Here is a 12411-nt window from a genome sequence, read left to right as displayed (position 1 = left end):
TCTCGGTGAATTCGGCCGTGCCGGGCTTCTCGGCTATTTCGGCCGCGCCGGACGGTTCGGTGGATTTGGTCGCCTCGGCAGTCTCGGCAGTCACATTCGTCACATGGGCATCACCGCGGATCGGGCGACACACCGTGCCTAATCCGACGATGCGGTGCCCATCCGGCTTAGCGTGTGAAGCGTGAACGGCAGCGGCCTGATCTACGCAGCGATCGTGGGGGCCTGGGCTGCCTATCTGGTGCCCATGTGGCTTCGCCGACAGGACGAGCTCAACGAGGCCCGGCCGACCGAGCGATTCACCACCGCGATCCGGATCCTCTCCCGTCGCGGCGCCTTCGAGCGCCGCTCCGCCCGTGCGCTCGCGGAGACCCGCGCGCCCGCGGAGGTCCGAACGCCCGCCGAGGACGGCACGGACGCGCCCGAGCGGCGCGGCCCGACCGAACCGCCGCGCGCTCGGCAGCACCCGACCAAGCCCGCCGCGCCGACGACGCCGCAGCAGGCCGTGATCCCCGGGCCGGCGTCCCCGGCCAAGGCCGGCAAGCCCGGCGCGGCCAAGCGCCCCGCCGCGTCGGTGCGCCGGGACAACGGCCGGGCGGCGCTGCTCACCCGGCGCCGTCGGGTCATCGCGACCCTGTTCGCGACCTTCACCGCCGGCGCGATCGTGGCCGGTGTGGCCGGTCTCGCGTGGGTGTGGCTGCCGGCCGTACCCGGCGTCCTGCTGTCCGCCTACATCGTGCACCTGCGTGTGCAGGAGCGGCGGCGCTACGAGGCCGGCCTGCGCCGGCTGGGCCGTCCCGCGGGCGGCAGGTCCGGCACGCCGGCCGACGGCGCCTCGGCCGCCGAATCGCGCCCTCGGGCCAAAACCCGCGAGACGCACGACGCGACGCCGCCCCAACCCCGTTCCGCGACCCCGCCGGCCGGCGGCGACGCGCGGCAGACGCGCACACCACGCTCGGGGTCGACCGGCTCGTCCGGGCCGAACGGCGCCTCGGGAGCCTCGGCGTCGGCCGGCCTCCGAGGCAGGCGCGACCGGGAGGCGGAGGAGCCCGCGCTGGCCGAGTGGATCGCCGAACTGGCCACCGGCGGCGACCCGCACGACCGCGACTCGTGGGACCCGGTCCCGGTCCCGCTGCCCACGTACGTGACCGCACCGGTGGTCCCGCGCGGCGACGTCGAACACGAGCCGGAACGCCCGCAGATCCATGCCGTCCCGGACCCCGTCCCGACCGAGGCACCGCGCCCGTCCACCCCGTTGTTCGACCAATACGCCGAGGACACCCGCGCCGGCTACGGCGCCTCGGTCGACTCGCTGCCCCTGTACGAACACGAGTGGCGCCGGGCCGTCAACGAGTGAATACCCGTGCACGACCCACTTCGCCGAGGTGGTAATGTTTCTCCTCGTTGGGCCTGTGGCGCAGTCTGGTAGCGCACCTCGTTCGCATCGAGGGGGTCTGGGGTTCAAATCCCCACAGGTCCACACAGCACGAAAGCCCCGCCGGTCCCACCCGGCGGGGCTTTCGTCATTTCCGCAGAAGCGCCGGCGGAAGGCTTCCGGCCCTACGGTGTGCCCCCTCGGGCCGCCGCGAGACCCGGGTCGGCGAAGCCTGCCCGGTGCGTGCCGGGAATTGGCCCACGTTGAGTTGTGGGCTGCCTTTGGGCTCGGAGCGCGGAGACCTTGGTCGCCCCGGCGTGGAACTCGCGTGCCTGTTCGGTCTGTATCGCCTGTGGTCACGCTCGACGTGATTCCGGTGTCGGGCCGCGTCCGGTCGGCCGGTATCGGCAACTCCGTTACCCGGGGTGGTAGTTGGCTGTCCTGGGCCGGCGGGATCGGGCACGGGGTGGGTGGGCTGTGGTCCTCGTCACCGCCATCCCGCCGGTCTCCGGATGGCGGGCCGGTGATGCGTGGGTGAACTGTGTCGCATTCTGCTCGGGGCGGGAATGGACGGCGCGGGATCGGCCTTGCCCGAAGAGTGCGCCCGCGATCTGGCATGCGGGTGTGCTGCCGCGTGTAGCGGAGTGTGTTCGGGTGGTTATTACGGTCGCGTAGGCGAGGTGAGCGATGCCAACATCGGGTGACATGGCCGAGGTAGTGAATCCGCGCGGGAACCTGTCCGAAATCAACTCTTATGTGGCCATCGGCGACAGCTTCACCGAAGGGGTGGGCGACCCCGGGCCCGACGGGCATTTTCTCGGATGGGCCGACCGGTTCGCGGCTCGGCTGGCGGTGGAGCGGCCGGGGTTGCGGTACGCGAATCTCGCGGTGCGCGGGAAGTTGTTGCACCAGATCGTCGAGGAGCAGGTGCCGCTGGCCATCGCGGCGCGGCCGGATCTGGTGACGTTGTGTGCGGGTGGCAACGATGTGCTGCGGCCCGGGAGTGATCCGGACAAGTTGGCCGCCGAGTACGAGGAGGCGGTCGCCGCGTTGACGGCGGCGGGCGCGCGGGTCGTGGTGTTCACCGGGTTCGACACGCGCTGGGTGCCGGTGCTCAAGCTGATCCGGGGCAAGGTCGCCACGTACAACGAGCTGTTGCGGGCGGTCGCGGATCGCTACGACTGCCTCGTCGCGGACATGTGGGGACTCACGTCGTTGCACGATCGGCGGGCCTGGAGCGAGGACCGACTGCACCTGTCGCCGGAGGGTCACGACCGGGTGGCGCTCAAGGTCGGGCGGGCGCTCGGGCTGTCCGCCGAGGGCGATCCGGACGCGCCGTGGCCGGCCGAGGAGGTCGAGGTCACTGCGGGTGCGGCGCGGTTGGAGAACGTGCATTGGGCGCGGGAGCACCTGGTGCCTTGGATCGGGCGGAGGCTTCGGGGGCAGTCGTCGGGGGATCACGTGACCGCGAAGCGGCCGGAGTTGGCGCCGCTGGAGATTGTCGCCGCGCCGTCGCCCGTTGGCGTGCCCGTGAGTCGTCAAGCCTCGTAGGGCGGGTCGGGCCCGTCCGGCTGGTCCTCATGCGCCGGACGGGCTGATGGGTTGGTCTGGGTTGGGTTGTCCTCAAGCGCCGGACGGGCTGATGGGGTTGGGTGCCCCGGTGTGCGTTGGTCTTGTGTGGGCTTGGGGTGTCCTCAAACGCCGGACGGGCTGGGTGGGTTGCGGACCCGTCTGTGCGTTGGTCTCGTGGAGGCTTGGGGTGTCCTCAAGCGCCGGACGGGCTGGTTGGGTTGTGTGACCGGCTGGGTGGGTTGCGGACCCGTCTGTGCGTTGGTCTCGTGGAGGCTTGGGTTGTCCTCAAGCGCCGGACGGGCTGTGCGGGGGCGGGGCTGGGGGGTGCGGCCGGCTAGGGGGAGCCTGGTTCGGCGGCGGCGCCGAGGATCAGGAGGCGGGCCGAGCGGGTTACCGTGTGTTCCACGTCGTCCATGGTCATGCGGCCGAAGGCCCAGCTGAACAGGGCGCCTTCCCAGGCTATTCCGAGCAGGTGGACGAACTCGTCGGCGCTTGCGATCTCGTCGGCGATCGCGGTGCGGAACATGTCGTTCATGATCCGGTTGATTTCGCGATGGCAGTCGCCCACGCCGGGGTCGGACGAGCCGAGGGCGTGGATCAGCGCGGCGGTCAGTCGTGGGTGGCGGGCCATCGTTCGGCACGTGTTGTGCAGGATCGCGCAGACCCGCTCGGCGGCGTCGGAGCCGTCCGGCCGGGCCGCGCCGCTGCGTTCCAGCGCGGCGATCCATTCCAGGTGGGTGGCCGCGAGCAGGTGGTCCTTCGAGGAGAAGTGCCGGTAGATGGTCGCCGAGGAGAGCCGGGACAGGCGGACCACATCGCGCATCTGCACGCTGTCGTAGCCGCCCGCCGCGGCCAGGTCGCGAGTCGCGTCGATGGCTCGCCTGCGTATGTCCTGCTCCCGCGCGACGGACACCGGCGCAGCCTCTCTCGGGGTCGACAACGGCGTGGACACGCTAGTGCCGCGCCCGGCAACGTTTGCCCCGTCGCGGTGTTCGGTGCGGTGCATCGGCGTGCCGCCGGAACGTTCTCGTACCGGAGTACTCGGACGTTTCGGCGGGGCGGCGAGGTGCCGTGCCGGGCGCCGCGACGGGGCAAACGTTGCCGGGCACGGCACTAGATCCAGGTGCTGAACCACATGCGATCCAACCATCCGCTGCGGGAGATCGTCTCACCGGTGAAGATCGGATAGAAGTACAGGAAGTTCCACGCGATCAGCGCGATGATCGCGACCACCCCGGCCGTGCCCCACGCGCGCCGCCGCTCGGATGCCCCCGGCGGGCCCAGCAGTGCGCCGAGCATCATGGTCACCGCCAGGCACAGGAACGGGACGAAGGCGACCGCGTAGAACAGGAAGATGGTCCGTTCCTGGTAGACCATCCACGGCAGGTAGGCGGCGGCCAGGCCGCACAGGATCGCCCCCGCGCGCCAGTCCCGTCGGCCGGCCCAGCGGAACAACAGGTAGCCGACCGCGATCACGCCGGTCCACCACAGCAGCGGCGTCCCGATGCCCAACACGGTCTGGTAGCAGTCCTGCTCGTCGCAGCCCGCCGTGCCCTGGTGCACGGTCTCGAAGTAGTAGGCCACCGGGCGACCCAGGACCAGCCAGCTCCACGGATTGGACTGGTACGGGTGCGGGCTGTCCAGGCCGGTATGGAACGACAACATTTCGGCGTGGTAGTGCCACAGGCTGCGCAGCGGCGCGGGCACCCACGACATGCCGAATTGGGGCAGTGGGATGCCGAACACCTCGTCCGGGGACAATCCGGCCCGGTCGTCGGCCCAGTGCCGGAAGTAGCCGCCGTCGGTCATGAACCAGCCGGTCCAGGACCAGATGTAGATCGCCACCGCGATGACCACCGTGGACAGGAACGCGAACAGCACGTCGTGGCGCAGCGCCGCGCGGTACGGCCGGCGTGCCCCGCACGCGCGTCGGGTGCCGGCGTCCCACAGCACGGTCATGACGCCGAATGCGGCCAGGACGTAGATGCCGCTCCACTTGGTGCCGCAGGCCAGGCCCAGACAGATGCCGGCCATGATCCGCCACGGCCGCAGCCCGAACTTCATCGAGGCCGCCCGCGCCGCGTCCGGGCCGGACTTGAACAGCTGGGCCGCGACCCCTCTGCTGTCGTCGCGGTCGATCAGCAGACAGCCGAACGCGGCCAGGATCCAGAACATCAGCACCAGGTCGAGCAGCGATGTGCGGCTCATCACGAAGTGCAGTCCGTCGAGCGCCATCAGCAGACCGGCGACGCAGCCCAGCAGCGTCGAGCGGAACAGGCGGCGGCCGATCCGGCACAACATCAGCACGGACAGCGTGCCGAGCACCGCGAGCGCGAAACGCCACCCGAACGGCGTCAGCCCGAAGAGTTGCTCGCCCAGCGCGATCGTCCACTTCCCGATCGGCGGGTGCACGATGTACGAGCCCTGGGTCTGCAGGGTGTCCGTCTGGCCGGCCAGGATCTGGTCGTTGGCCTCCTTGGGCCAGGTGCCCTCGTAGCCGAGCTTGAGCAGCGACCAGCCGTCCTTGGCGTAGTACGTCTCGTCGAATATCACCGCCCGCGGCTTGCCCAGGTTCCAGAACCGGATGAAGCCGGCCAGCAGCGTCACCAGGATGCAGGGCAGCCAGCCGCCGCCGGTGTACGGGCTGTTGTCGGTGTACGAGGGCACCAACCGCTCGCGCAGCGAGGTCTGCGGTGGCTCCCGGTATCCGAATCGGGCCAGCGACCAGGCCCACCCGCGCGGCTCCGGACGCGTGGTCCCGGTGCCGCCGGGGGACGCCACATCCCCCTCCGGAGGGTGCTTTCGGGTCGGCTGATCGGTCGCCACGTCACTCGTCACCCGAGCATCGTATTGACGCGCGGGCCAACCGGGGCGCGTCAAAGGGGAGGATGGCGCAGTGGAACACGAACAGCAGAGCACTCAGAGCGGCCTACTCGTACTGGCCGGCACCCCCATCGGTGACGTGGGCGACGCGCCCGCGCGGCTCGCCGTCGAACTCGGCGCGGCCCAGGTGGTGGCCGCCGAGGACACCCGCCGGCTGCGCAGACTGGCCGGCGCGCTCGGCGTGGAGGTGCCCGGGCGCGTCGTGTCGTACTTCGAGGGCAACGAGGCGGCGCGCACGCCGGAGCTGGTCCAGGCGCTGCGCGAGGGCAAGCGGGTGCTGCTGGTCACCGACGCCGGCATGCCGTCGGTGTCGGACCCGGGCTACCGGCTGGTCGAGGCGGCGGTGGCCGAGGACATCCGGGTGACCGCCGTACCCGGGCCCTCCGCGGTGTTGACCGCGCTCGCGCTGTCCGGCCTGCCGGTGGACCGGTTCTGCTTCGAGGGATTCCTGCCGCGCAAGGCGGGCGAGCGGGGTCGGCGACTGGCCGAGTTGGCCGCCGAGCCGCGCACGATGGTCTTCTTCGAGGCGCCGCACCGGCTCGCCGAATCGCTGGCCGCGATGGCCGAGGCGCTGGGCGCCGACCGGCGCGGCGCGGTGTGTCGCGAACTCACCAAGACGTACGAGGAGGTCCGCCGGGACACCCTGGCCGCCCTCGCCGAGTGGGCGAAGCCGGGAGTGCGCGGCGAGATCACGGTCGTGGTCGCCGGCGCGCCGCCCGCCGACCCCTCGAAGATCGGCCCCGCCGAGCTGGTCGAGCGGGTGGCCGGGCGCGAGGCCGCCGGGCAACCCCGCAAGGAGGCCATCGCGGCGGTGGCCGCCGAGGTCGGTGTGCCCAAGCGGGTGGTCTTCGACGCGGTGGTGGCGGCCAAGAAGGCCGAGAAGAGCTGACCTGCGGCGGCCGGGGGCCAAGATGTCGGGACGTTCCGTGCGGGCTCGGTGGCGCAACGTGTCCACCCTGCCGGGGCCGGTCCGGACGTACGCGGCTTCGACGGTCAAGCACTCGCAACGGGCAGGTACGGCACAGCACTCGATTGGGTGATGAGTCTTTCCGGTTCTCCATATTCCGTGTTGGCGCCCGTCAAGGAACCGTATGGGCCGATACGGAGGGCCGCCTTCGGGCATTCCATGGATACCGGTCACGGGAAGCCTCCTGAACGAGTCGGTGGGCGCACCCGTGTGAGGAGGTCGTCATGGAGAACCCGACGGTGGTGCACGAGTCCTACGCCTTCGTTTGTATGTCGTGTGGTCGAGGCTGGGAGCGCGACTACGAGATCCACCACGCGACCGATCTGCACGGATTGCGACTTTGCCGTTACTACTCCGAAGGGGCGTTGGTCCCGTCCCCGTTCACCAAGCCCGCATGCGAGCACTGCGACGGCACCCGCCTGCGCATACTCCCGGCCGGCCGGGTCGCCTCGGCGACCGGCACCTCGGGCGCCGGGGCGGTCGAGGCGGTCAAGGCCGGCAAGTCGATCAAGGCGGTGAAGCCGGTCAAGGCCGCGAAGGCCGACAAGCCGGCCGCGGTGCCCGCTCCGCGCGGGGCCTCGCGCTGGCATCTGCCGTCGTTGCACCGCTCCGCCTGAGCCCGCTTCGGGTCGCCCGCACGCCGTCGCCCGCCTCCGCCGATACTCGGGGGCGGGCGCCGTCGCGCCGGCCGTAGGATTCCGGGTATGGCGGCCACTGGAACCACTGACATCACTGCGGGCGAGCGCGAGAAGGCGTTCTATGTCACAACGCCCATTTACTACGTAAATGACGCCCCGCACCTGGGCCACGCCTATACGACCGTCGCAGGCGACGTGCTCACCCGTTGGCACCGCCAGCGCGGCGAGAAGGTGTGGTTCCTCACCGGCACGGACGAGCACGGTCAGAAGATCATGCGCACGGCTGAGGCGAACGGCGTCACTCCGCAGGAGTGGTGCGACAAGCTGGTCACGGAGGCGTGGAAGCCCCTCTGGGAGCACCTCGAGATCGCCAACGACGACTTCATCCGCACCACCGAGAAGCGGCACACCGACCGGGTCCAGGAGTTCGTCCAGGACCTGTACGACAAGGGCGAGATCTACAAGGGCGGCTACGAGGGCCCGTATTGCGTGGCGTGCGAGGAGTACAAGGCGCCGGGCGACCTGCTCGACGGCGAGGACGGGCAGAAGTTGTGCCCGATCCACAAGCGCCCGGTGGAGATGCTCAAGGAGGAGAACTACTTCTTCAAGCTCTCCGAGTACGGTCCCCGGCTGATCGAGTTCTACGAGGCCAACCCGGACTTCATCCAGCCGGCCTCGGCCCGCAACGAGGTCCTCCAGTTCGTCCGCCAGGGCCTGCAGGACCTGTCCATCTCGCGGTCCACGTTCGACTGGGGCATCCCGGTTCCGTGGGACCCCAAGCACGTCATCTACGTGTGGATCGACGCGCTGCTCAACTACGCCACCGCGGTCGGCTACGGCGCGGACGAGGCGAAGTTCGAGGGCACCTTCCCGGCGGACGTGCACCTGGTCGGCAAGGACATCCTGCGCTTTCACGCGGTGATCTGGCCCGCGATGCTGATGGCCAACAGCCTGCCGGTGCCCGGCCGGGTGTTCGCGAACGGCTGGCTGATGGTCGGCGGCGAGAAGATGAGCAAGTCGAACCTGACCGGCATCTCGCCGCAGCAACTCACCGACCACTTCGGTGTGGACGCCTACCGCTACTACTTCCTGCGCGCGATCCAGTTCGGCCAGGACGGGTCCTTCTCGTGGGAGGACTTCTCCGCGCGGTACACCTCGGAGCTGGCCAACGACTTCGGCAACCTCGCCTCGCGCGTGGCGGCCATGGTCGGCAAGTACTTCGACGGCGCGCTGCCCGCCTCCACCGCCGACGGGGACGCCGAGGGCGCGCTGCACAGCGCGCTGATCGAGACCGTGTCGGTCGCCGACGACCGGGTCCGGGCGCTCGACTTCCAGGCCGGTCTGGACGCGGTGTTCGGCTACGTGAAGCTGGTCAACGGCTACATCACGGAGCAGGAGCCGTGGAAGGTGGCCAAGGACGACAGCCCCGAGGGCCGGGCCCGGCTGGCCACGATCCTGTACACCTCGGCCGAGTCGCTGCGTGCGCTCGCCGTGCTGCTGAACCCGGTGATGCCGGCGACCGCACAGAAGTTGTGGGACTCGCTCGGCGCGGAGCCGCACCTGGGCCCGCTGGCCGCGCAGCACGTGCAGGACGCGGGCCGCTGGGGGCAGTTGCCGGCGGGGGCGACGGTCACCAAGGGCGCGGTCCTGTTCCCGCGCCTCGAAGAGAAGAAGGACGCGTGATCCGTTGAGCAAGCGCAAGCGTCGGGACGGCGGGGCCCGGGACACCACCCCGCCGCCCGCGCCCGAGCCGCTGCGGGTGCCCGTCTGGGACGCCCATACGCACCTGGATCTCCAGGAGGCGGGTGTGGCCGACGCGTTGGCGACCGCCGCCGAGGTCGGCGTGGACACGCTGGTCCAGGTCGGCATCGACGTGCCGTCCTCGGTGTGGGCGGCCGAGACGGCCGCCGCACACGAGCGGGTGCACGCGACGGTGGCGCTGCATCCGAACGAGGCGCCGCGGATCGTGCTCGGCGACCCGGACGGCTGGTCCGGGCAGCGCCGTGAACCGGGCGGCGCCGCCGCGCTGGAGGCGGCGCTCGCCGAGATCGACCGGCTGGCCGCACTGCCGCAGGTGCGCGGGATCGGCGAGACCGGCCTGGACTACTTCCGGACCGGCGACGAGGGTGTGGCCACGCAGCAGGAGTCCTTCCGCCGGCACATCGAGATCGCCAAGCGGCACCGCAAGCCGCTGGTGATCCACGACCGCGAGGCGCACGCGGACGTGTTGCGGATCCTGGCGGAGGAGGGCGCACCGGAACGGGTGGTCTTCCACTGCTTCTCGGGTGACGCCGAACTGGCGAAGACGTGCGCCGAACTCGGCTACGTGATGTCCTTCGCGGGCAACGTGACCTACCCGAGCGCACAACCGCTGCGGGACGCGCTCGCGGTCGCGCCGATCGACCTGATCCTGGTCGAGACCGACGCGCCGTTCCTGACCCCGGTGCCGTTCCGCGGCCGACCGAACGCGCCCTACCTGGTGCCGATCACCGTACGGGCGATGGCCGAGGTCAAGGGCCTGGCCGAGGACGAGTTGGCCGGCGCGCTCGCAGCCAACGCCGAACGTACCTTCGCTCCCGCCTAGTTCGCTGTTTGCCGCCCGTCACCCGGACGACCGGGGGACGGGCGGCGCCCGTTCCGCGCCGGTGTACAGTCCGATGCTCGTCGGGCGGAACAGCGCCCCGGCGCCCGGATCACCCCCGGAACCAGCCACTTCGGAATCCCCCAGGAGCACCGTTGAGTCGTTCCGCCGGCTCCGCCCGCAGGCGCAACACCGCCCGGGCGGGCAGGGGCGGCAGTCGCCCCGGACCCTCTCTGCGCACTCTCGTTCCGCAGGCCCTCGTGGTCGCCGTCCTGGTCGGCGGCACCACGGCCTTCGTCGCCTACGACAAGACGGTCAAGCTCGTCGTGGACGGCGAGGAGCGCACCGTGCACACGTTCGCCTCGAACGTCTCCGGGCTGCTCGACCGCCAGGAGGTCAAGGTCGGCGAGCACGACATCGTGGCGCCCGGACGCAAGGCGAGCCTGGAGGACGGCGACCGCGTCGCGGTGCGCTACGGCCGACTGCTGACGCTGACCGTCGACGGCCGACCGCAGCAGGTCTGGGTGACCGCGAAGTCGGTGGCCGAGGCGCTCGAACAGGTCGGCGTGCGGGCGGACGGCGCCTACCTGTCGGTCTCCCGCGACCTGCCGATCGGCCGGCAGGGACTCAACCTGGACGTGCGCACCGAGCGGGCGATCACCTTCCTCGTCGACGGCAAGACGGTGCCGCTGCGGACCAACGCGGCGACCGTGCAGGCCGCGCTGGAACAGGCCGGGATCTCGATAGGGCCGCAGGACCGGATCGACACGCCGACCGACTCGTATCCGCAGCAGGGCCAGACCGTCTCGATCCTGCGGGTCACCGGCACCACGGTGACCAAGGACGAGAAGATCCCGTTCAAGACCACCAAGCAGGACGACCCGACCCAGTACAAGGGCACCGACACGGTCGTCACCAAGGGCGAGACCGGACTGCGCCAGATCACCTACTCGTACGAGACGATCAACGGCGTCAAGCAGGAGCCGCGCAAGATCTCGGAGAAGGTGGTCAAGGAGCCGGTCACCCAAATCGTCAAGGTCGGCACCAAGGAGAAGCCGGACTCGGTGGCCGGGGCCGATCAGCTCAACTGGGGCGCGCTCGCGCAGTGCGAGTCGGGCGGCCGGGCGAACGTGGTGGACGCGTCGGGGACCTATCACGGGCTCTACCAGTTCGACGCGCAGACCTGGCAGTCGATGGGCGGCACCGGGGTGGCGAGTCAGGCACCCGCGTCCGAGCAGACATATCGGGCAAAGCTCATGTATGTCCAGAGGGGGGCGAGTCCGTGGCCGCTGTGCGGCAGTAGGCTCTTCTCGTGAGTGATCTTCCCGCGGGACCGGGACTGCTCGGTGCCGCGGACATCCGTGCGCTCGCCGAGGCCCTGGGTGTGCGCCCGACCAAGCAGCTCGGCCAGAACTTCGTGATCGACGCCAACACGGTGCGGCGCATCGTGCGCACCGCCGGCGTGCGACCCGAGGACGTCGTGGTCGAGATCGGCCCCGGCCTCGGTTCGCTGACCCTGGCCCTGCTGGAGAGCGCCGCACGGGTGGTCGCGGTCGAGATCGACCCGGTGCTCGCCCGCCACCTGCCGACCACCATCGCCGCCCGGATGCCCGAGCGGGCGGCCGACTTCGCGCTCGTGCACGCGGACGCGATGACGGTGACCGAGCTGCCCGGCCCGCCGCCCACCGCGCTGGTGGCGAACCTGCCGTACAACGTGTCCGTGCCGGTGCTGCTGCACATGTTGCAGACCTTCCCGTCGCTGGAGCGGCTCCTGGTGATGGTGCAGTCCGAGGTGGCCGACCGGCTCGCCGCGACGCCCGGCGGCAAGGTGTACGGCGTGCCGTCGGTCAAGGCCGCGTGGTACGCCGACGTCAAGCGTGCGGGCGCGATCGGGCGCAACGTGTTCTGGCCGGCGCCCAACGTCGACTCGGGCCTGGTCTCGTTCGTGCGCCGCGAGCCGCCGAAGACCACGGCGACCCGCCAGGAGGTGTTCGCGGTTGTGGACGCGGCGTTCGCCCAGCGCCGCAAGACGCTGCGGGCGGCCCTGGCGGGATGGGCCGGCTCCCCCGCCGGCGCCGAGCAGGCGCTGCGCGCGGCCGGGATCGATCCGCGCACGCGCGGGGAGGCGCTGGGCGTCGAGGCGTTCGCCAGGATCGCCGAGCACCGCCCCGGGGCGGGCGACCGTGCCGAGGCGGGTGGCGGCCCCGAGGCGGGTGGCGGCCCCGAGACAGGCGACCGTCCCGACCCGGTCGACCGCACGTCGCCGGGTGAAGCCGTACCTCCGGCCGGGTCGAACGAGCCCCGCGACTGAGGGCACGCCGGCGCCGTCGATACCATCGACGACGGTGCCGAGGAGTTCGCACGGCCCCCGTCCGAAGAGGCCCGGCAGGGCCACGAA

10 protein-coding genes and 1 tRNA gene are annotated in these 12411 nt (G+C 71.0%); 9 read left to right on the top strand and 2 right to left on the bottom strand.

Annotated features, from left to right (window positions below):
• Nucleotides 1-181: 181 nt before the first annotated feature.
• The 3 genes from sepX to ACZOOI_RS11635 all read left to right on the top strand — a co-directional run bounded on the left by sepX (nt 182) and on the right by ACZOOI_RS11635 (nt 2923).
• Nucleotides 182-1354, top strand: a complete 1173-nt coding sequence (gene sepX, locus ACZOOI_RS11645; protein WP_465280581.1) for a divisome protein SepX/GlpR — start codon at nt 182-184, stop codon at nt 1352-1354.
• 49 nt (nt 1355-1403) lie between these two features.
• A tRNA-Ala gene (locus ACZOOI_RS11640) sits at nt 1404-1477 on the top strand.
• 600 nt (nt 1478-2077) lie between these two features.
• Nucleotides 2078-2923, top strand: coding sequence for an SGNH/GDSL hydrolase family protein (locus ACZOOI_RS11635; RefSeq protein WP_465280580.1), 846 nt, complete (start codon nt 2078-2080; stop codon nt 2921-2923).
• A gap of 355 nt (nt 2924-3278) precedes the next feature.
• On the opposite strand, the gene ACZOOI_RS11630 is transcribed toward ACZOOI_RS11635, so the two are convergent.
• Nucleotides 3279-3857, bottom strand: a complete 579-nt coding sequence (locus tag ACZOOI_RS11630; RefSeq protein ID WP_396008193.1) for a TetR/AcrR family transcriptional regulator — start codon at nt 3855-3857, stop codon at nt 3279-3281.
• Nucleotides 3858-4057: 200 nt separating this feature from the next.
• Complete coding sequence (locus ACZOOI_RS11625) at nt 4058-5782, bottom strand: dolichyl-phosphate-mannose--protein mannosyltransferase (protein WP_465280579.1); 1725 nt, start codon at nt 5780-5782, stop codon at nt 4058-4060.
• 58 nt (nt 5783-5840) lie between these two features.
• On the opposite strand from ACZOOI_RS11625, the gene rsmI reads away from it, so the two are divergent.
• The 6 genes from rsmI (at nt 5841) to rsmA (ending at nt 12324) form a co-directional block, all read left to right on the top strand.
• Complete coding sequence (gene rsmI / locus ACZOOI_RS11620; protein WP_465280578.1) at nt 5841-6716, top strand: 16S rRNA (cytidine(1402)-2'-O)-methyltransferase; 876 nt, start codon at nt 5841-5843, stop codon at nt 6714-6716.
• Nucleotides 6717-7018: 302 nt separating this feature from the next.
• Nucleotides 7019-7411, top strand: coding sequence for a hypothetical protein (locus ACZOOI_RS11615; protein ID WP_465280577.1), 393 nt, complete (start codon nt 7019-7021; stop codon nt 7409-7411).
• Nucleotides 7412-7498: 87 nt separating this feature from the next.
• Nucleotides 7499-9115, top strand: coding sequence for a methionine--tRNA ligase (gene metG / locus ACZOOI_RS11610; RefSeq protein ID WP_465280576.1), 1617 nt, complete (start codon nt 7499-7501; stop codon nt 9113-9115).
• A gap of 4 nt (nt 9116-9119) precedes the next feature.
• Nucleotides 9120-10016 carry a TatD family hydrolase gene (locus ACZOOI_RS11605; protein ID WP_465280575.1) on the top strand — a complete coding sequence of 299 codons (897 nt, stop codon included), beginning with the start codon at nt 9120-9122 and terminating at the stop codon, nt 10014-10016.
• 152 nt (nt 10017-10168) lie between these two features.
• The gene (locus ACZOOI_RS11600) at nt 10169-11329 is read left to right on the top strand and encodes a ubiquitin-like domain-containing protein (protein WP_465280574.1); all 1161 of its coding nucleotides are present in this window, start codon (nt 10169-10171) and stop codon (nt 11327-11329) included.
• Nucleotides 11326-12324: a 16S rRNA (adenine(1518)-N(6)/adenine(1519)-N(6))-dimethyltransferase RsmA gene (rsmA, locus tag ACZOOI_RS11595; RefSeq protein ID WP_465280573.1), complete on the top strand. Its 999-nt coding sequence runs from the start codon at nt 11326-11328 to the stop codon at nt 12322-12324. The genes ACZOOI_RS11600 and rsmA overlap by 4 nt, the downstream gene beginning before the upstream one ends.
• Nucleotides 12325-12411: the final 87 nt, after the last annotated feature.

Source organism: Embleya sp. L77 (genome assembly GCF_055557415.1).
The sequence above is the reverse complement of the archived record's forward strand: the minus strand, read 5'-3'. Positions and strand labels throughout refer to the sequence as shown.

Excerpts from the sequence above, each read along its gene's own strand:
- ACZOOI_RS11635 (WP_465280580.1), top strand. The coding sequence starts at position 2,078 with ATGGCCGAGGTAGTGAATCCGCGCGGGAACCTGTCCGAAATCAACTCT.
- ACZOOI_RS11615 (WP_465280577.1), top strand. The coding sequence starts at position 7,019 with ATGGAGAACCCGACGGTGGTGCACGAGTCCTACGCCTTCGTTTGTATG.
- metG (WP_465280576.1), top strand. The coding sequence starts at position 7,499 with ATGGCGGCCACTGGAACCACTGACATCACTGCGGGCGAGCGCGAGAAG.